This window comes from Shewanella sp. UCD-FRSSP16_17, from assembly GCF_001675935.1.
In the GTDB taxonomy this organism is placed as follows: Bacteria; Pseudomonadota; Gammaproteobacteria; order Enterobacterales; family Shewanellaceae; genus Shewanella; species Shewanella japonica.
Genome location: NZ_LZFV01000013.1, coordinates 112,246 through 132,793, shown reverse-complemented (window position 1 = coordinate 132,793; position 20,548 = coordinate 112,246). Strand labels below are relative to the sequence as shown.

Sequence of the window (20,548 nt, the reverse complement as noted above, 5' to 3'; positions counted from 1 at the left end):
TTATGGCGATACCTCGTGACTTTATCAATGAGCTCATAGCTCGCACAGACATTGTTGATCTGATTGATCATCGTGTTCCTTTGAAAAAAGCAGGGAAAAATCACTCTGCGTGTTGTCCTTTTCATAGCGAAAAATCACCTTCATTTACCGTGAGTCAAGATAAGCAGTTTTATCACTGTTTTGGCTGTGGTGCCCATGGCAATGCCATCGATTTTATTATGGAATATGATCGATTGGAGTTTGTTGATGCCATTGAGGAACTCGCTGGTAAATTGGGATTAGATGTACCAAGAGAACAAGGTACGGGTCCCAAAAAAGATCAAGGTTTGAGTCGCGATTTATATCAATTGATGGAAGAAGCCAATCTTTACTATCAAAGTCAATTGCGCCAGCACTCAGACAAACAAAAAGTCATCGACTATTTAGATTTTCGCGGACTGTCTTCAAAAGTAGTAGAACAATTTGGAATAGGCTTTGCGCCAGATGGCTGGGATGGCCTTTTAGGTAGATACCGTCAAAACCAAGCTGCACAAGACAAGTTGCTAACTGCTGGCATGCTAATCGCCAATGATAACGGTAAGCGCTATGACCGGTTTAGAGATCGGTTAATGTTTCCAATTCGCGACCGCAGAGGTCGTGTAGTTGGCTTTGGTGGTCGAGTTTTAGGCGATGGAACACCAAAGTACTTGAATTCGCCAGAAACGCCCATATTTCATAAGGGCAACGAGCTTTACGGCCTTTATGAGTTAAAACAGCGTCATCGAGATCCACAACAAGTGTTGATTGTTGAAGGATATATGGACGTTGTTGCATTAGCCCAATTTGATGTAGATTATGCTGTTGCTTCATTAGGTACTGCGACAACAGCTGAACAATTTCAGTTACTTGTACGTAGTGCTAAAGAAGTCATTTGTTGCTACGACGGTGATAAAGCAGGTAAAGCCGCTGCTTGGCGTGCACTTGAAACTGCACTGCCCTTATTAAAGCCAGGTGATGTGGTTCGGTTTATGTTTTTACCCCAAGGCGAAGATCCAGATACGATGGTTCGTCAAGTTGGTAAAGACGGTTTTGAAAAATTAATGCTCGATGCGCTCGACTTGCCCGCATTCTTATTTGAGACATTAACAGCCCAATATGGCACAGATAAAAGTGCACTGGCCAAACAAGCCATTACACTCATTGAACGAGTACAAGATACTGTTCTACAGAATTTACTCTTAGAGAATCTTGCGCATAAAATTGGTATGAATAGCGCAGATGATTTAAAGAAAAAATTGGGTTTTGCTGTTAAACAACAGCAGCCTATGAATAAAAAGGGCTTACAAGGTCGTGGTACGCCATTGCGATTAGCAATTGCATTATTAGTACAACGTCCTGAATTAGGGTTTGGCCTAGCTGCTCAACCCGCATTAGCCCATTTGCAAATCCCTGGCATTGCATTGCTCATTGATTTGCTAAACTTAACTCGTGAACAACAGTTTAACAGCGCACAACTACTTGAGATGTATCGAGAGCACGAACAAAAAAGTGCCTTGATAAAATTGGCCCAATGGGACCACCAAGTGGCGGATGAAAACTTAGTTCAGGAGTTTAAGCAAACCTTGATCTGGCTGAACAATCAATATATTGAACAGCGCTATCAAGAACTGAGTCTTAAACAAACTCTAACAAAAGCTGAAAAAATTCAGCTAACGAAGCTGATTTCTATCATGAAAGGCATTGCGTAAGCACATTTTTTATTTCAAAAATGTTCAGTAAAGCAATGTCATGGACTAGCGTACTTTAGTTCATACAGCTATAATTGACGATTTGCTTGGCACTTATGCTTCGGCTAGTGTCCAGTCGTTATTTCAGTTACCCAACTTGGATGATATCTATGGAGCATACTCCGCAGTCGCAACTTAAATTGTTGCTTGCTAAAGGTAAAGAGCAAGGTTATTTAACCTATGCTGAAGTCAATGACCACTTGCCAGCTGACATGGTCGATTCAGATCAGATTGAAGATATTGTCCAGATGATCAATGACATGGGTATCCGCGTTTATGAACAAGCGCCAGATGCCGATGAAATGATGATGTCTGAGGACAACACCGATGAAGATGCAGCAGAAGAAGCAGCAGCTGCACTTGCAACGGTAGAGAGTGAATTAGGTCGCACAACCGATCCAGTCCGTATGTACATGCGTGAAATGGGCACGGTTGAGCTATTGACCCGCGAAGGCGAAATTGTCATCGCAAAACGTATTGAAGAAGGCATTAATACGGTTCAAAGCTCTGTATCTGAATACCCGCAAGCCATTGCGATGATTCTTGAGCAATTTGATAAGTATGAAGCTGATGAACTTCGTCTAACTGATATTATTTCAGGCTTTGTTAACCCAGATGATGACGATGTTGCGCCAACAGCAACACACGTAGGCTCTGAGTTATCAGAAGAAGAACTAGAAGACGAAGATGATGACGGTGATGACGAGGACGATGAAGAAGAAGGTCCAAAAGGTCCTGATCCTGAAGAAGCCAAAGAAAAATTCACCCAATTACGTGAAGCTTACGAAAAAGGCTTATTGGTAATCGAAAAGAAAGGTCGTGATCACCCTGAAGCCATTGGCGCTTTATTCGTGATTGGCGAGCTTTTCAAAGAATTCCGTTTAATCCCAAAACAGTTTGATCGCTTAGTTAAAAGCATGCGCACCATGATGGATCGTGTTCGTGTTCAAGAGCGTTTAATCCTTAAGCTTTGTGTTGAACAAGCTAAAATGCCAAAGAAAAACTTTGTTAAGTTCTTCACTGGCAATGAAACTGATTTAGCTTGGTTCCACGCTGAAAAAGACAGTAATAAGCCTTACGCTGAAGGCTTAAGAATGGTTGAAGAAGACGTTGTTCGTTGTAGCACTAAACTCGCTGCAATCGAAGAAGAAACCGGCTTAATCATCCGTGCTATTAAAGACATCAACCGTCGCATGTCAATCGGTGAAGCTAGAGCTCGTCGTGCGAAGAAAGAAATGGTTGAAGCAAACTTACGTCTTGTAATTTCTATCGCTAAAAAGTACACCAACCGTGGTTTACAGTTCTTGGATTTGATTCAGGAAGGTAACATTGGTTTGATGAAAGCAGTAGATAAGTTTGAATACCGCCGTGGTTATAAGTTCTCGACTTATGCAACCTGGTGGATCCGTCAGGCAATTACTCGTTCTATTGCTGACCAAGCGCGTACTATTCGTATTCCAGTACATATGATTGAAACGATTAATAAATTAAATCGTATTTCACGTCAAATGTTACAAGAAATGGGTCGCGAGCCAACACCTGAAGAATTATCAGAGCGTATGCTTATGCCTGAAGATAAAATTCTTAAAGTGTTAAAAATCGCTAAAGAACCGATTTCAATGGAAACACCAATTGGTGACGATGAAGATTCGCACTTAGGTGACTTTATTGAGGATAATACCTTAGAGCTTCCTTTAGACTCAGCGACAAGCGAAAGTTTAAAGAATGCGACTCACGAAGTATTAGCAGGTCTAACAGCTCGTGAAGCTAAAGTATTACGTATGCGTTTTGGTATCGATATGAACACCGACCATACGCTTGAAGAAGTCGGTAAACAGTTTGACGTAACACGTGAACGTATTCGTCAGATTGAAGCGAAAGCATTGCGTAAGCTACGCCACCCTTCTCGTTCAGAAATCTTAAAGTCGTTCTTAGACGAGTAAGTCTATAAAAAACGAGTAAGTCTATAAAAAGACGAAAAAGTCTTAATAGAACTAAGATAATCGAAAGATTAAAAAGCCCGCATAAAGCGGGCTTTTTTGTTGTTATAAATCAGCAATATCTATTCAATAGCCGTCCTATATTGCTTAACAGATAACCAAACGATACTCAGAAGTCAATTTCTGGCAAATTCAGTGGTGACAAGTAACAATAAACTTCGTATACTTCCCTCCGCTTTTGGTAGTGACGACTAACTTAAGTCGGCCCCTTAGCTCAGTTGGTTAGAGCATACGACTCATAATCGTCAGGTCCCCAGTTCGAGTCTGGGAGGGGCCACCAATTTTGATAAGCCGCTTAAAGAAATTTAAGCGGCTTTTTCATGTCTATTTTTCAACAAAATGGAATTCAACACTCCCAATCAAATAGTCACAGCTTATAACGTTGACCTTTCATGAGCTTTGTCTTTGACTGCTTTGGCAATCTCTAAATGAGTTTGAGCTGCCGTAATCGCTCTGACCGCTCTAGACTTAAACTCTCGTTGATAAAGGGTATATACCACCAGCAAGCTCGCCACAATCAATAGCATAGGGTTCCAGAACCAACACAGCGCCGCCATTGAGAAATAATAAGAGCGTAGACCATAATTATAGGAATGAGCAGCCTGATCACCTACAGTGGCCATTTGTCGGGAATAGGCAGCTAAATTTTTATTTTGACCTGTTGGGTCTATGGGGGCTGCGCCTATCATCACATTTAAAAAGCCATATTGACGCATTGACCAAGTAAATTGAAAAAAAGCTAATACAAAAATACCCGCAAGCAAAGCGAGCTTAACTTGCACTAATGCATGATTGGGCTCTGCAGCAAATGGTATCGAGCTAATGACGTCTTCAAGTCGCTCTACTTGCGCAAACAGCGTTAACACACCTGCTAAGACCAGTAAGGTTGTCGAGGCAAAAAATGCGATGTTTCGTTCTAAATTGGCCAATAAAGACGCTTCACCTACGCGGATCTCCTTGGTCATAACCTCTGCCATCCAATGAATTCGGTGTTGGTGTAAGCATCGAGCAATACAGTTAGTATTTTTTGCTTTTTTTCGAGCAAAAATGGTGTATCCCACCCAACAAAGGAAGAAACAGACAAGCGCTAAAATATCGAATAAAGAAAAAAGCATCGCTCTTAATTGGTTATTGGTGATGTGTTTAATTATGCATCACATTCTCTAACGCTTAAACCGCTTTATTAATAAAACATTATTCGGTTAATTGAGCGGTTAGTGTTACGTATTCAATCTATTTGCCGTAAACGCGCTACTGCATATAACGCTAAACGCTCGATAAAAAGAGAAACGCTTTATATTGAAACGCAAACATACTTCATTTCAAGGTACTCATCCAAACCGTGTCTGGATCCCTCTCGACCAATACCAGAAGACTTAATCCCACCAAACGGAGCAACTTCAGTTGAAATCAGCCCTGTATTAACCCCAACCATGCCAAACTCTAACGCCTCTGAAACCCGATAAACTAAACTAATGTCGTTTGCATAAAAATATGCAGCTAAACCAAAATCTGTATCATTAGCCATTTCTATCACTTGTGCTTCATCATCAAACTCAAAAATAGGGGCGATGGGTCCAAAGGTTTCTTCTTTTGCTACTAACATGTTTTGCTGGCAATTGCTTATCACTGTGGGAGCAAAAAAGTGACCAGAGTCTGTAAGTGGCTGACCACCAACTAATACTTTGCCATTAAGTGATAAGGCATTCGCAATGTGCGATTTGGCTTTATCAACGGCATCTTGGTTTATCAGCGGTCCAATATCAGTCTCTACATCAAAGCCATCGCCTACATTAAGCGCTGTAACCGCTTTGACGAACTTCGAAGTAAACTGTTCTATGATCCCTGACTGCACATAGATACGGTTTGCACAAACGCATGTTTGCCCAGCATTTCTAAACTTAGCTTGAATCGCCCCAGTTACAGCAGCTTCAATATCTGCATCATTGAACACAATAAAAGGCGCATTGCCGCCAAGCTCTAGTGATAACTTTTTTACTGTGGGGGCACATTGTTGCATTAATTTAACCCCCACGGCTGTTGAGCCAGTAAAAGATAACTTTCTTACCTGATGGCTTTCACACAAGATTTGACCTACTTTCTTTGCCTCTCCGATAACCACATTAAACACCCCGTTAGGAATTCCAGCTCTATGAGCAAGCTCGGCTAGGGCAAGCGCAGTTAATGGCGTTTGTGGTGCTGGTTTGACAATCATGCTGCAGCCTGCGGCTAATGCAGGTGCAGCTTTGCGAGTAATCATTGCTAAGGGGAAGTTCCATGGCGTAATAGCCGCAGTCACACCTATGGCTTGCTTTATGACGGTTATGCGTTTATCTGCTTGATGCCCCGGAATTGTCTCTCCATAGACTCGCTTTGCTTCCTCAGCAAACCACTCAATAAACGATGCGCCATAATTCACTTCAGCTTGAGCTTCCGCGAGGGGTTTTCCCTGCTCTAACGTCATAATCCTGGCAAGGTCGTCACTATGCTGCAGTATAAGCTGATACCACTTGAGCAGTATTTGTTGGCGTGCTTTAGCCGTTAACGCTTGCCAAGGGACTAATGCCTGCTGCGCTGCGCTAATCGCAGAATGAACTTGTGATTCACTAAGTTGTGGCACACAGGCAACAAGCTCATTGGTAGCGGGATTGATTACATCTTGAGTGAAACCAGAATCCCCATCAATCCATTGACCATTAACGTAAGCTTGTTGACGAAAAAGAGAGGTATCTTGAACTCGGTGCATAGCATGACCTTTTAACGAAAATAAGTACCTAACCAACACTCAAAAACTGACTCATMAATAATTGGGATGGCTTACTCGAATAAGTTAATAGTAACTAAGTTTCATAGACATAACGACCCAAGATCAATTGTGTATTCAATGACGCTTCAAATGTCGTGCTTCAGCGATGTGTTCTAACCGTCATCCAACGTATTAATGACCTAAATGGATTGCAATCTTATATCAGCGGAGTATCTTTATTATTGATAGTGTGTCTTTAAAGGATTGAAATTAAAAGGATCGATATATGCTTGAAACGGGTTTTAAAGTCCTCTTTGTATTAGTTTTTTTTGTCATTGCTTACAAACTTATTTTTTCAGGTTCTCGTGGACTAACAATATTTGAAATGCATTTCAAAGAAGGGAAACTGAATAAACATTCGGGCAAAATACCTGAACGTTTCTCAAGAGAGTGTAAAGCCATAGCAAAAGCTGAAAAGTTAACTTGTACAGTACGTGCTGAAAAGCAAGGTGATGTCAGATTACACGTATCTGCCAACGTGTCAGATAAGTTAACCCAACGAATTAGAAATGTGTTTCCATTTGAATATTACGATAAAAAACAGCCTGATAATTCAAAATTAAAAGGCTAATTGCGATACTGCTAAGGTTATTGTCTTCTTAATAACCTTAGTTTTGCTCAATCTGCTATAGATATTTTAGACAGTTAGCTAGCTTTTAATAACTCTTTTAAATAACTCTTTTAATAACTATGGTTGCTTTTGAATAACCAAAGTCACTTGGGCAACTGTTACCCCAAACTTAATAATATCGCTTTTGTTAATGATAGTATTTTCATCCACTAAGAACATCCAGTCATCAAAGTGCACTTCATATTCTGACTCATCTACAATCAAGTTCATGTCATAAGCCCAACGTAACGCACTGCCCTTAGCTTCGCCTGTAGCAATACCTAAAATATCGTTAGCCTTTCCTTCATATTGGCCATTACCTAAATCAGTAATATGCCAAATTCGGGTTTGTTTTTCCCCATCATCATAAATAAATCGCTCGTCAATAATACCTTGATTATCTTGCCAGCTAGCATCCATCGAGACTGTAAATTTACGAGTCACAGTGCCTGAAAAATCCTGAACAATGCCGGCTGCAGTCAATTTACCAGCAAAAAACTGCTGCAAATCCAATACAGGGGTCGTTTTATCGTAATCCTCGATTGAAGCCGATGAGCAAGACATTAAAGATAAAGCTGCCAAGGTTGCTATGCAAAATGACTTTATTCTATTTAGTTGAGTCATTATTTATTGGCTCCAATTAATTGCAGTCTAAGTTCTGGCCTACTGGTTTGCTCCGAAAGCCAAATATCCAAAAATGCGGCAGCAAAACCCGGTTCTTGAATAATGGGTAATGCTTGCTCATTGAAGTAAAACTGCCCTTTATCTTGGCTGTGCATCATAAAACTTAATCTATCGCCTTCCTTAACATCTGGCCATGCTTGTTCGATCTGCTGTTGCAATCGCACAATTTCTTCACTGTCGATACCTATGTGCAGCCATTGGTCGACCGTCGCTTCAATTAAATCTTCAGCATCAATATCGCGGTGATATTCAATCTCAAGCTTTAGCGGAAATTGGTCTTGTTGGTATTCCCCATCTACAGACATCAATTTTGCGCTATAAATAGAAAACCACAGTAAGTCCATATCTGCCTGCCCTACCATTTTCAACACACTTGATTCATTAGTATCTTGCTTAGTCGCAGGCATTGATTCTTGAACTGTTATAGCTGTCGTTGCAGCTTCAAAATCAGCGGTAACTGCGGCTGAAGAATATGGGCTTAGAGTCAGGCATAAAGTCGCAGCGATTGTTCGCAAAGAATTCTTAGTATCATGTTTAATATTAAAACTGGCTAACCAACGTTTTTTTGTCGTTATTGATGACGTTAACATTGCCGTTCTACTAGATAGTTTCATGCTCCTTCCTCCTTTATGACAGTTGATTAAAGACGTTATTTGAATAGTGTTTGGCTTGCTTTAGACCGATAGATTTTGCTAGATGCAAAAAAGATGGAAATAACACAAACCAAATTACAAACAATACAATCGCCGTTGTAGCAGTTCCTTGAGGTAAGGTCACTGCCCCAAGGTTAGCACCACCGATATAACTTAAGCTGCCAAATACGCCACCTAGCAGTGCTTGAATAGCAACGGGCAAATGGTTAAACAGTGCCAGACTGTAATTTAATGAGATAGCAAAATATGCCCAAAGTAGCCCTAACCAAATAGGGAATGAAGCGAACTCAAATATTCCAAATACCGTCAGCAATAAGTCGACTAAACAGCCCGCTAAGGCGCTTACCAGCATAACCTTAAGGTCCCACTTCTTTTGCTGACTCACCACAAAATGCCATACGATTAACAATGCGGGTATGACAATTAATTGGTTTCCGGCTAATACACCGGCCCACCAAATAACCTGAAATGCACAAGCATTAATAATGTTGGTATGGCTATTCATTGTTAAGCACCGCTTGCTAAAGCAGTACGATACTTGGGACGAACAGCCACCAAATGCACCGCACTCGTAGTGCGCTCTAAAAAGCCACCTTCGCAATAACTTAGATAAAACTTCCACATACGAATAAAGTCTTCACCGTACCCAAGCTGTTTAACTTTTTGCTGCGCGTGATCAAAACGTTGATGCCAGTGAAGTAATGTTTGTGCGTAATCTTTCCCCATATCATCAATTGACCAAACAACCATATCGGTTTGTTTTGCAACATGTTTGTTCATTTCACTTACTGATGGTAAACAGCCACCAGGGAATATATAACGTTGAATAAAATCAACACCTTTTCGGTAGCTGTCATAGCGCTGATCGGCAATAGTAATAGCCTGAATAAGCATTCTTCCTTCAGGCTTTAATAAGGTTTCAAGCTTCTTAAAGAAGCTCGGTAAATACTCATGCCCCACCGCTTCAATCATTTCTATCGATACAACCCTGTCATATTCACCAGTCAATAATCGATAATCTTGTTTAAGTAAGGTAATACGATCACTCAAGCCTTCTTGCTCGACTCTGTTAGCTGCATATTCATACTGAGCGTCTGAAATTGTGGTTGTGGTGACATTGACATCAAAGTGTTTCGCTGCGTAAATCGCTAACGCTCCCCAACCCGTTCCCACTTCAAGCAATGTTTGGCCAGGTTTTAAATCCAACCGCTCACAAATGGTGTGCAATTTGTGTAGTTGTGCTTCTTCTAGGCTGGCGCTGTTATGCGGATATAACGCACTTGAATAGAGCATTTCTTTATCCAGAAATTGCTCATACATTGCATTACCTAGATCATAATGCGCTAGAATATTACGCTTAGAGCCTGATGTAGAGTTGCGGTTGAATACGTGTTTGATGCGATTAACACCAACACTAAACCATGAAAAGTAGCGTTCAATATTGTCTAAAAGTGCAAGGTTTCGAGCAAACAATTGAACCACTTTAGTCAAGTCTGGACTGGACCAATGCCCTTGAATGTACGCTTCACCAGCGCCAATTGAACCACCCCAAATAATTTGCTTGTAAAAACTAGGATGAGAGACTTGGATAGTGGCATGTAAATCTGAATCAAAATTGCCAAAACTGACACTTTGTTCTGCGCTAGCTTGATCATCGGAGCTCACAATCGTTAAATAGCCATCAGAAAGATGCGTTAATGCTCTTAATAAAATTTTCTTGGCAAAACCTTCGGAAATAGTTGCTTGAGCTAAGTTGGCACCTGTTGCTGTATTTTCCATATCACTCTCCGCGTCCTACGTTAATCTGTTTATCATTATGATGTTGATATACGTAACAAGTTGTCATTTGGTTTAATTTAAGTTTGCGGGTGAACCACAAACGGGATCCGCTTTACAAACAGTTTTAAAGCTTGCCAATAAATACCCCACATTATTTTCACAGTCATAATAGGAAACCCTATCAACATCTTGCGAATGTTTGCGGCAGTAAATGTTCGACGCTTTAAGTAAAGACTCGCATCAAATAGTTTGTTATTAGCGTCATCTCGGTTTTGAATCGTGACGTTAAGTCGCTTACTGGGTGGGGTAATTTTCCAATGATAATGCATATCAAGATCAAGAAAAGGCGAAACATGGAACACTTTATCAGTGTGTTGTGTATCCTGTAGGTCCACTAAATAACAATGTCGCTCATCCCATGGTGTATTACTCACCTCTGCGAGCATATAGATAGGTTCGCCGTCTTGATAGCAAAAGTAAAAGTTAACAGGACTGAAGTAAAAGCCAAAATGCCTGATTTGCCCAGCAAAGATAACCGAGTCACATTGAGTGCTAGCACCCAACTGTGTAATGGTCCAAAGCACTCGATGCTTTAAGCCAGCCTCAGGAGACATAACATCACAATCTGCCATTAATTCAATCACTGCTTCATTAGAAAATTGGCTAGTAAGATTGTTTAAATAATCACTTGGATTAAACTTCAGCAAACTCCATTTCGACAAACCAAAGATTTTACTGACTTTTTCTAGTTGGTTAACCTCATCTAAATCTATCGCCATCAAAGCCATCTCATATTCAAAAGAATGAGATTTAGGCGTAAACCGTCTGTGGCTTACCTCGCCTTGGTAAATACCACTATGGAATTTGTCAGACTCTACCACTGATGTCATAGGCTAATACCGAAGTTATTACATACATCTAAGCCACTGCGCACACCATCTTCATGAAAGCCGTTATACCAATATGCACCAGCAAAATGAGTATGACGCACGCCACAAATTCGGCTTCGCTCTTTTTGAGCGGCCATACTCGCTTCATTAAATACCGGATGAGCATAGTTAAATTTACGAAGGATTTTACTCTCATCAATCAAATGAGTTTGATTTAAGGTGACACAAAAGGTGGGTGCATCTTTAGGAAGACGCTGCAATATATTCATATTGTAGGTCACACTGGCGGGTTTATTCGCGATATCACTCGCATCAACCCCTTGTAAACGATAATTCCAGCTTGCCCATGCTGCTTTTCGCTTTGGTAATAGGTTCACATCGGTGTGTAATACAACTTCATTATCTTGATAAGCCATCGCCCCCAGAACTTGACGCTCATCTTCAGAAGCGTCTGTTAGCATGGCTAGCGCTTGGTCACTGTGACAAGCCAATATGACTTCATCGAAGTACTGCACTTCTCCATCGTTAATTTTTATATTGACCCCATCATGCTTACGCTCAATTGACGTTACCGGAGAATTGAGAAACAAGCGCTGTTTGAATGGTTCAATAAGTGCAGGAATATAACTACGAGAGCCACCTTCAAGTACATACCACTGCGGACGGTCGCTGATATTCAACAATCCGTGGTGATGGAAGAATCGAATGAAAAATCGTAACGAGAAGGCACGCATGTCGTTAATGCTGGCAGACCAAATGGCGGCGCCCATAGGTAAAATGTAGTGTTCACTGAAAAAATCAGAAAAACCTTGGCTATCTAAAAACTCGCCTAACGTGTCAATTTGATAGTCTTCTGCATCATAAATGGCTTTACATTGATTATTAAACTTAACGATTTCAGCTAGAAATCGATAAAAATCAGGTTTTAATAAGTTACGACGCTGAGCAAACATGCTCCAAAGCGTGTGGCCATTGTACTCTAAACCTGTTTGGGTGTTTTGAACGCTGAAACTCATTTCTGTAGGCAAAGACTTTACATCTAATCGTGCCATTAATTTCTGAAATCTTGGATAAGTACGATCATTAAATACAATAAAACCACTATCAATAGCGTAGGGTTTCCCTCCCACCTCGACATCAATTGTTGCCGTGTGCCCACCGATATAGTCATTCGCTTCAAATACAGTCACTTCATGTAATTGACTGAGTAAATGAGCACATGTTAACCCTGAAATACCTGATCCAACCACTGCAATTTTTTTCATATTAATCCTTTATGATTATTATTGTTTTAGACCATTTATACTGTTCTAGAGGCCAAAATCTCAGTTTTAACCATTTTAAGAGTGCTTCTGCGCTTTAGGCGCAAGTAAATTGTTAATCAATCCCGAAGGTAAACAAGCTAAACATTTCAATATATAGGTAAAACGTTTAGGGAAATGAATCTCATCACGACCTTTTTTCAATCCACTAAAAATATCAATAGCCGCTTGTTGCGCAGAGATTTTCATCGGCATCGAAAAATCGTTTTTATCTGTTAGTGGCGTTGATACAAAGCCTGGGCATATCACACTGACGCCAATATCGTGTTGCGTTAAATCTAACCGCAAGCTACTTGCAAGGTAATTAACAGCGGCTTTTGACGCGCCGTAAGCTTCCGCACGAGGGAAAGGTAAATAGGTCGCACTTGAGCTCATTAAACCGATACGGCCATGAGCAGCAATAAGTGGTAAAAAAAACTGTAAACAATACCCCATTGCAATCAGATTAGTGTTAATCACTCTTTCAAATAAAGCGCCATCAAATTGAAGCGGATTATCGATATACTCACAACTTCCCGCATTGAGAACAACGGTTGTTAGCGTTAGTCCTTTATTATTCAGCATAGTGTTAAGTTGCATTGATGCTTGTTCTATTTGATATTTATCATTGATATCAAACATCAACGGATATGCACCGCCAATGGTGTTGAGCGTTTGCTCATTTCTACCACACGCAAACACATGGTATCCCAGCTCAATATAATGACGTGCTAACGCAAGCCCAATACCAGAGCTTGCACCTGTGATTAAAATCGCTTCCTGTTTAGCTGTATTGGTTTTCATGACGATGCCCTAGACTTAACCATACGAATCAATTTTCCCAATAGTGGAATGGGTTCATATAGCATCTGGCCAAGATCGAAGTAATCACGGTGAGAGTAGATTTTATCTGTGAATTGCAGATGGCTCATGCCTTCAACATTAATAGGCTGGCCATGATTCAGCTTAGAATGCTGGTAAGTCATGACCCAAAAAACTGAAGCTTGGCTTGCAGAGGCACTTACTTGCTGTATATCAAAGTTGATAGCCTCAACATTGGCATACATGTTCGCAAAGTATTGGGTCAGCTCAGTTAATCCTTCTACTTTATGTAGTGGATCTTGAAACACGATATTCTCACTGTAGACCTGATTCAGAAGGTGCAAAGTATTCTTATTGAGCTGTTGATACATGTTAATGAAGTCATCAACAATTTGCGCCTGAACAGGCGTATCGAAATTCATCGGCTCAGGTAACTCACTAACGGTATTAGTGCTACTGTGCATTTAACTCTCCTTGAACCATTTCACTAAACATCATGTTTAATTTTTAAAAGCTGAAGTACAGTAAACAAAAAGCAATTAAAACGAATAGTTATCTATTGATAATAAGCTTAGTTACTGGATTTGTCTTAAAAATAATCAAACAAAACCTAAATATTTTATATACCCTTAAGTACGTTGAAATAGCTTCTAAAGATCAAAAAAAAGCACCTAGGTTACCCTAGGTGCTTTTTACTAATGTTATTCAGCTAAATGATCAACTTAGTATTGATTCACCAGCTTGCTAAAATTGACTGAACAGCTTATTGATAGCCTCTTACTGCGATTGGGTTCCAATGCTTTTCAACTTCATCTTTAATAAACATTTGTTTAGCTTCACTTAGTTTAGCTTCATTAATTCCTACAGCGGCATGTGCTGACTCTTTCGAGCTAATATCCGGATACTCAACCTTATCCACTGTAAGACCAGCTAATACTTGTGCAAGTACCGCTCTTGCCATTTTAGCTTGAGATGTTGCACGGCTCAGCAGCATACGACCCTCGTCTGGGTTATGGGCATATAAACCGTGTGAAGCCATCGCAAAGTCCCAGTGCCATTGACCATGCCTAATTGACATAATCGCACTGTTCATTTGCTCCCAATTAGCACCAGCATCCCAAGCTGCTTTCGCTTCATAATGGGCTTTCACTAACAAGCCTTCAACCTCACGAGCCATAGCTTCAATTTCATGCTTATCAGCATCAAGCTGGGCTGTGATCGCTTCTTTGCTTTCATGGCACGCTATACATGTCTTATCAAAATGCGGTAATGCTTTATCAACTTTATGGTTGGTAAACTCTTCACCTTTTGCATTTTCTTCAACTGGCATGTGGCAAGTAATACAAGTCACATTCGCCTCAGCATGTTTACTGCGGCTCCAGTGTTCAAACTCAGGATGACGCGCCTTGAGTATCGGCGTTTTAGAAATAGGATGGATCCACTCATAAAATCGGCGAGTGTCGTAGTATTTTAAAATGTTGTCAGTATCACTGCCAAAAATCCATGGCATGTTAACGACGTTACTTTTTTCAGGTTGGAAGTAGTAAGTCACATGACATTGACCACATACTTGTGCCCCTTGCATTGATGCATCTTGTTTTTCAAAAGGAATACCTGTTTTACTCATTGCATTTTGAGCATGCGGACGAGGTAGTGCGAGTTCAGCACTGCCATCTACATGACAATCAGTACAGTAAACAACACTATTAATCTCCGTACCTAAGTCAGTAAAGTTAGACGCTGAATACCCTTCAAACCCCATCTCTTTGATTAAACGAGGTGCATCAGGTGTTTTACATGTCCAACAGCTTGCTGACGTGCCTTTTTCACCTTCCTTAGGTGGCACGCCAGTGCGTAATGTGTGGGTGACATCTGCAACCGCAAATTGGTGCCCACGGGGACTGTGATACTCTTTGGCAAATGAAGAACCTGCCCATAAGATAATGTTAGCAGGGTAACTTGCTAACATATCTTCTCGCTCTGTTTGCTCTTCTGTTTCGGCCCAAGTTTTATATTGGTCAGGAAACTTAGTTTGATTGATATCTGTTTTGGCGCTTGCACCGAAGCATGAAGCTAAGCCCAATACAGCAACAAAACTCGCTACACACTTTTTAGTCATCCCCAACACCTTGCTGTTATTTTGTTTAAACAAAGCTAATTGCTTATTCACAGTTTTTCCTTACAACGTAATAAAATGTCATAGCTCATCAGGCTATTAACCAGGTCGTCCATCAATTCTTGGACGAGATAAAATAGGACTATAATGCCAAACGAATAGCGCAAAGGCCGTAAACCAAAAGCCACCCGCAATCCATAACCAAACCTGTGTATTAGCTGGCATAAGTAGCGGCATCACCGCTCGAAATAAAGCTGCAATAGGTAGGCACGCAAATGCTAATACCATGTTTGGACCTTGATAAATGTTTCTGCTGGTATGTCCAAGTGACACCCTTGAAATCATTGATAAACACAATGAAGCTAAACAGCCAATGGCAAACAGGTGCAATAAACTCCGATAAGCAAACTCATCATTGATAAACCAACCTAAACCCAACAATGAAATAGGCAAGGACAGATACGATAGATGTAACGACCATAGCATTGGCTCTTTCACTGTTTTGTGCGGTAACCAGCGGCTGATTCTGACTAAGTGCAATACGCCAGCACTCAGCAATAGCACTTGCTCAACCGCTATTGGAAAGATTTTAAAAATGGCTTGTATAACAAGCGCAATCATTAACACAAGTAAGCTTTTCTCAATGGCAAAAATTGGTTCAGCTTTTGGCAGCTTTACTCTCATCGCCGTGAAAAAAGGAATGACTCGACCACCTACTATCGTAATCAACAAAGCCAACCAAAATAACATTCCTTGCCAAATTTGATTAGCTAAAATGAAATTACGTTCTTGTAATGCGTAATAACTCACAAGATTAACCACAAGCGCAACTGTAAGCATGATAGAAAAACCAATATTTTGCCATTGCTTCACACGATAAACATTCCGCCACATAGTGAAGGCTGCAATGCCTAAAAACACGCTATCAAAAAAAGCAGGTAAAAATAGTGGAATATCAAAAGGCAATAACAGCAATAGTCTGGCTAAAAACCAACTGGTAAATGTTAAAGCCAACATTGGCCCTTTCAAGCTAGGTTGATTAGTCCAAGTTTGTACTGCCGTCAGTAAAAAACCGCACACGATAGCCATTGCAAAGCCAAATAACAGTTCATGTGGATGCCACCACAAAGGCAATACATTTGACCAAAATTGACTATTAAACAAACTGTATTCGGGAATATACCAACCCATTAACCACAGTGGAATATAAAGCATAGCTAACGCTGCACCGCCTAAGAAAAAAGGCCTAAATGCTAATCGCCATATTGCTGCGGTTTTTTCAGTTTCTGCCGGATCGTCAATATTTAGCATGATATTCAAACCTTTTAACTTAACGTGAGGAACCACTTTAAAGATGCATTTAAGATATATGTTTATTGTATGTTGTTAATTCCATTCCAGCAATCATTAAAAATGGTCAGTGTTACTAACCTAGTTGAAACTGTGATCTCTCGCAAATAAAGGCAATGAACTATCTTGATGACTTCGATTTAAGTTAGATTTGAAAAGGCAGTGTTAACAACAAAAAAGCCACTTAAAAGTGGCTTGTATTGATAAAAATTAGATAAGGCATTAACGCTTTAGCGAACTTAATACTTCTATTGCTCGCTTGCGTGCAAAGCTGTGCTCAACAATAGGCGAAGGATAGTTCACTGACTTGGCTTGCTTATTACTAAACAAATCATCAAACATTTGTGTGTCTTTAGTAAAGGTAGGTTGGTGAATTGTTTTTAGCAGCGCATCTTTCAATTCAGGTACATAGTGTTTAATAAAACTCGCATCGGGATCAAACTTACTGCTTTGATTCATCGGGTTAAACACTCTAAAGTAAGGTTGAGCATCGCAACCTGTTCCTGCCGACCATTGCCAACCGCCATTATTCGCGGCTAAATCACCATCAATTAATTGTTGTCTAAAATAGCGCTCTCCCCACCGCCAATCTACAAGTAAGTGCTTGGTTAAAAAACTTGCCACCACCATTCTTAATCGATTATGCATCCAACCAGTTTGATTAAGTTGCCTCATGGCAGCATCAACAATCGGGTAACCTGTTCGTCCTTCACACCAAGCAGAAAACTCTTCAATGTTATTCCGCCATTGAACGGAATCTCCTTTCTCATTAAAGCTTTTTTCTTTTGATAGCCTTGGAAAAGCCACTAATAAATGACGATAAAACTCACGCCATGCCAGTTCATTAATCCAAGTTTTCGCAGGACTGGTGTCGTCCACCAGCGCTTCAGGAAATCGATTAAGGGCAGAGGCTAAACACTGCTTAGCACTAATCACTCCAATCGCTAAATAGGGGGATAATTTACTGGTACTGTCTAAAGCAGGGAAATCTCGCTCTAATTGGTAATCTTGAATACTCTGCGAGCAAAATTGCTCTAAAATGCGTTTCGCCTCTCCTTCTCCAGCACGCCAAAGATGACTCGACTTTTTTTCTGCATCAAAGACAATTGCACTTGGCTCGGGTAAGGCCGCAGCAATTGGTTTCGGAACAGCAAGCGGTGCTATAGCCATACCTGCAGTAATCTCACGCCACTTTTTAGAAAAGGGAGTAAAAACTTTATACATTTGCCCTGATAGGTTGTTCACGCAACCAGCGTTAACAATGCAATCTTGAGCCACAAAATCAATTGGAAGTCCTAATTTAAGCAGCTTCTCATCACGTTGACGTTCATTAATTTCGGGTTCTTGAGTCGCAAACACTTTTTCTATTTGATGTTGCGCCAAAAACGATGGCATCCACTCAACAACATCATCAAATAAAGGAAGGTGCACTACGTGAAGTTTAACTCCAAGTGTTGCTAACCCTTTGGCTAAAATATTGACATGTCGTTCAATAAAATCAATTTGAATAGGAGCAACATCATGGCGGCGCCACTGCTCTGTGCTGACAACGTACAAGGCTTCGACTTGTTCGTTGTTCGCTTTTGTTGGACTTGATAACGCAGATTTCGCGTAAGCAAATGCTTCACAAAGCGCTAGGTTGTCAGCAAGACGCAAGTCTTGCCTAAACCAAATGAGTGTTTTCATCATTAAGCCTCTATCTCAATAGGAACAATTATTTACATTATCAGTGAGATAAATTTAGTAGGCGTAACGTAGTCGTAATGCCTCAGGATGAGGATTTAGGTACACCTGGCCTTCAATGTAAGGCGTTGGGTACTCACGTAAGTAATGGTTAATCAGGGTTATTGGTACCAACAAAGGCAACACACCTTCACGGTACTTCATAATTGATTCGCTCAACTCTTGCTTTTGCTCTTTTGACAGATGCTTTTTAAAGTATCCTTGAATATGTTGCAGTGTGCTGGTGTGATTTTTTCGTGACGCGATAAGTTTCAGCGCCGTCATAAACCCTTCAAAATAAGTTTGAGCTGACTCATTTAGATCTTCTATGTTGGCTAATATTGGACCTAAATCTCGATACCATTGCGGGCTATGCGCCATGAGTAAATACTTGTAACGAGCATGAAACTGCATCAGTTTGTGCTTTGTCCAACCTTCAGCCTGTAAACAATGCCATTCATGATATGCATAAACACGAGTAATGAAGTTTTCTTTAAGTAAAGGGTCATGTAAACGCCCTTCTTCTTCGACTGGAAGATGAGGATATTTGTCCATCAGCTTTTTGGCAAAAACACCCACGCCACTTTTAGTCCCGTTATTGGTGCCGTATTTATATTCGATAACACGTTCCATACCGCAAGTCGGTGATTTAGCGCAGAGAATATATCCGCCAATAAAATCGAGCTCGCCAACTCGTTTTTCGCTGTATTCGTTTAATTTATCAGTAACATCAATTGAACCGTCTGCACTTTTGACGAAGATTTTATCGCCATCACGCTCTTGACGTATACTTTTTCGTGGAGCCCCCATTCCAATCGCCATTTCAGGACATACACTGATGTAGTCAAAAAATGGTGCTAGGTCGATATTACAATAGTTAGAATTTTTATGGCCGCCATCAAAACGCACTTTTTGACCTAATAGGCAGCTGCTAATACCAATTTGAATTTTTTCAGGGTTAAAGATTTCTTTGTTCACGATACAACTCCTTGTGGCTTAATAAGCATTACGTCATGTCATGCTATTGAGATCACTTGTGTCTTTAAATATTAGTCTTTAACTCATTAAATTATAATAAAAAGTAAAATTAATTTATTCTCAAAGTAACATTAGCGAGAATTAGCCCATTACGGGCTAATTCTCAATATTAGTCTGCCTACTTAGCAGAATGCTTACCAAATTTTTCCAAGCCCCACACCAGTCCAATACCAACCAATAAACAGGCAATAGCGGCAAGCAGTTGTGACGACTCCCCAGTTAATTGCTCAAACTGCATCGGTGATAAATTTTGCTCAGTTAGAGGGACTTGCTCACCTTTCGAATTTTCACGCCAAGTTAGTACTTCTTTCCATGGCCAGATTTTCCCTAAGGTGCCCAGCATCAATCCAGTTAAAAATAGCAATGTCTCATCATGAAACTTACGTAACATGGCAGACAATACGTGGCTAAAACTCAATAAACCTGCCACGCAGCCTAATGCAAAACACGCAAGCATAAGCACATCAAAGCTTTTAGCTGCCGCTAATACCGCAGGATAAAGTCCTAGCAGTAATAAAATAAAACTACCTGAGATCCCTGGTAAAATCATGGCGCAAATGGCAATGCAGCCTGCAAAGAAAAAGGTAAGATAACTGACATCAAGTTCAATAGGGTTAAGTACGGTGATAAACCAAGCGAACGCCACACCGAGTACAAACAAAATACAACGTATCAAATTAATCATGCTCACCTGTTTGAGCATGTGCACAACAGAAAAGAGAATAAGCCCAAAAAAGAACGACCACACAGGGATTGGGTGATTTGTCAGTAACCATGAGATGAGCTTAGCCAGTGTAAAAATACTGGTCAGAATACCGCCGAAAACAGCGACTAGAAATGGACCGTTAATATGTAAAAAAGCCGCTTTGATACCTTGTTGTTTTATCACTCCAAACAAAGACGGATTGATCTTTCGAATACCGTCTAAAAGTGGATCTAAAATCCCTGTGATAAACGCAATCGTGCCGCCTGATACGCCCGGTACAACATCCGCGGCGCCCATCGCCATTC

18 protein-coding genes and 1 tRNA gene are annotated in these 20,548 nt (G+C 40.5%); 4 read left to right on the top strand and 15 right to left on the bottom strand.

What is annotated here, in order from left to right:
- Positions 1 to 2 precede the first annotated feature (2 nt).
- From dnaG to A9267_RS09620, 3 genes are all read left to right on the top strand, one after another.
- On the top strand, positions 3 to 1,727 hold the full coding sequence (gene dnaG / locus A9267_RS09630) for a DNA primase (RefSeq protein WP_065109017.1): 1,725 nt from the start codon (positions 3 to 5) through the stop codon (positions 1,725 to 1,727).
- 149 nt (positions 1,728 to 1,876) lie between these two features.
- A complete protein-coding gene (rpoD, locus tag A9267_RS09625; protein WP_055024255.1) occupies positions 1,877 to 3,709 on the top strand; it encodes an RNA polymerase sigma factor RpoD in 1,833 nt (610 codons plus the stop codon).
- Between the two features lie 260 nt (positions 3,710 to 3,969).
- Positions 3,970 to 4,046 (top strand) — tRNA-Ile (locus A9267_RS09620).
- Between the two features lie 94 nt (positions 4,047 to 4,140).
- Here A9267_RS09620 and A9267_RS09615 read toward each other — a convergent pair.
- Entirely contained in the window at positions 4,141 to 4,881 is a 741-nt protein-coding gene (locus A9267_RS09615) for a DUF599 domain-containing protein (RefSeq protein WP_055024256.1), read from the bottom strand.
- A 179-nt stretch (positions 4,882 to 5,060) separates the two neighbouring features.
- A complete protein-coding gene (locus A9267_RS09610; RefSeq protein WP_065109016.1) occupies positions 5,061 to 6,512 on the bottom strand; it encodes an NAD-dependent succinate-semialdehyde dehydrogenase in 1,452 nt (483 codons plus the stop codon).
- Between the two features lie 286 nt (positions 6,513 to 6,798).
- Here A9267_RS09610 and A9267_RS09605 point away from each other — a divergent pair, with 286 nt between their 5' ends.
- Positions 6,799 to 7,143, top strand: coding sequence for a DUF3634 family protein (locus A9267_RS09605; protein ID WP_065109015.1), 345 nt, complete (start codon positions 6,799 to 6,801; stop codon positions 7,141 to 7,143).
- Positions 7,144 to 7,260: 117 nt separating this feature from the next.
- On the opposite strand, the gene A9267_RS09600 is transcribed toward A9267_RS09605, so the two are convergent.
- The 13 genes from A9267_RS09600 to A9267_RS09540 all read right to left on the bottom strand — a co-directional run bounded on the left by A9267_RS09600 (position 7,261) and on the right by A9267_RS09540 (position 20,546).
- Positions 7,261 to 7,806 carry a DUF3833 domain-containing protein gene (locus A9267_RS09600; protein ID WP_065109014.1) on the bottom strand — a complete coding sequence of 182 codons (546 nt, stop codon included), beginning with the start codon at positions 7,804 to 7,806 and terminating at the stop codon, positions 7,261 to 7,263.
- Positions 7,806 to 8,480 carry a chalcone isomerase family protein gene (locus tag A9267_RS09595; RefSeq protein WP_082972327.1) on the bottom strand — a complete coding sequence of 225 codons (675 nt, stop codon included), beginning with the start codon at positions 8,478 to 8,480 and terminating at the stop codon, positions 7,806 to 7,808. The genes A9267_RS09600 and A9267_RS09595 overlap by 1 nt, the downstream gene beginning before the upstream one ends.
- A 13-nt stretch (positions 8,481 to 8,493) precedes the next feature.
- On the bottom strand, positions 8,494 to 9,024 hold the full coding sequence (locus A9267_RS09590) for a DUF2878 domain-containing protein (RefSeq protein ID WP_065109013.1): 531 nt from the start codon (positions 9,022 to 9,024) through the stop codon (positions 8,494 to 8,496).
- A gap of 2 nt (positions 9,025 to 9,026) precedes the next feature.
- Positions 9,027 to 10,298 carry an SAM-dependent methyltransferase gene (locus A9267_RS09585; protein ID WP_065109012.1) on the bottom strand — a complete coding sequence of 424 codons (1,272 nt, stop codon included), beginning with the start codon at positions 10,296 to 10,298 and terminating at the stop codon, positions 9,027 to 9,029.
- Positions 10,299 to 10,375: 77 nt separating this feature from the next.
- Complete coding sequence (locus tag A9267_RS09580) at positions 10,376 to 11,188, bottom strand: DUF1365 domain-containing protein (RefSeq protein ID WP_065109011.1); 813 nt, start codon at positions 11,186 to 11,188, stop codon at positions 10,376 to 10,378.
- Positions 11,185 to 12,453, bottom strand: coding sequence for an NAD(P)/FAD-dependent oxidoreductase (locus A9267_RS09575; RefSeq protein ID WP_055024264.1), 1,269 nt, complete (start codon positions 12,451 to 12,453; stop codon positions 11,185 to 11,187). The genes A9267_RS09580 and A9267_RS09575 overlap by 4 nt, the downstream gene beginning before the upstream one ends.
- Before the next feature lie 75 nt (positions 12,454 to 12,528).
- Positions 12,529 to 13,293, bottom strand: a complete 765-nt coding sequence (locus A9267_RS09570) for an SDR family NAD(P)-dependent oxidoreductase (protein ID WP_065109010.1) — start codon at positions 13,291 to 13,293, stop codon at positions 12,529 to 12,531.
- Positions 13,290 to 13,733: a nuclear transport factor 2 family protein gene (locus A9267_RS09565; RefSeq protein WP_065109233.1), complete on the bottom strand. Its 444-nt coding sequence runs from the start codon at positions 13,731 to 13,733 to the stop codon at positions 13,290 to 13,292. The genes A9267_RS09570 and A9267_RS09565 overlap by 4 nt, the downstream gene beginning before the upstream one ends.
- 341 nt (positions 13,734 to 14,074) lie before the next feature.
- On the bottom strand, positions 14,075 to 15,430 hold the full coding sequence (locus A9267_RS09560; RefSeq protein ID WP_065109232.1) for an ammonia-forming cytochrome c nitrite reductase subunit c552: 1,356 nt from the start codon (positions 15,428 to 15,430) through the stop codon (positions 14,075 to 14,077).
- A 96-nt stretch (positions 15,431 to 15,526) separates the two neighbouring features.
- Entirely contained in the window at positions 15,527 to 16,738 is a 1,212-nt protein-coding gene (locus A9267_RS09555; RefSeq protein WP_065109009.1) for an NnrS family protein, read from the bottom strand.
- A gap of 261 nt (positions 16,739 to 16,999) precedes the next feature.
- Positions 17,000 to 18,466: a deoxyribodipyrimidine photo-lyase gene (phrB, locus tag A9267_RS09550; RefSeq protein WP_065109008.1), complete on the bottom strand. Its 1,467-nt coding sequence runs from the start codon at positions 18,464 to 18,466 to the stop codon at positions 17,000 to 17,002.
- 51 nt (positions 18,467 to 18,517) lie between these two features.
- Positions 18,518 to 19,477, bottom strand: a complete 960-nt coding sequence (locus tag A9267_RS09545) for a YbgA family protein (RefSeq protein WP_372037444.1) — start codon at positions 19,475 to 19,477, stop codon at positions 18,518 to 18,520.
- Between the two features lie 178 nt (positions 19,478 to 19,655).
- Positions 19,656 to 20,546, bottom strand: a complete 891-nt coding sequence (locus A9267_RS09540; protein WP_443018792.1) for a DUF368 domain-containing protein — start codon at positions 20,544 to 20,546, stop codon at positions 19,656 to 19,658.
- Positions 20,547 to 20,548: the final 2 nt, after the last annotated feature.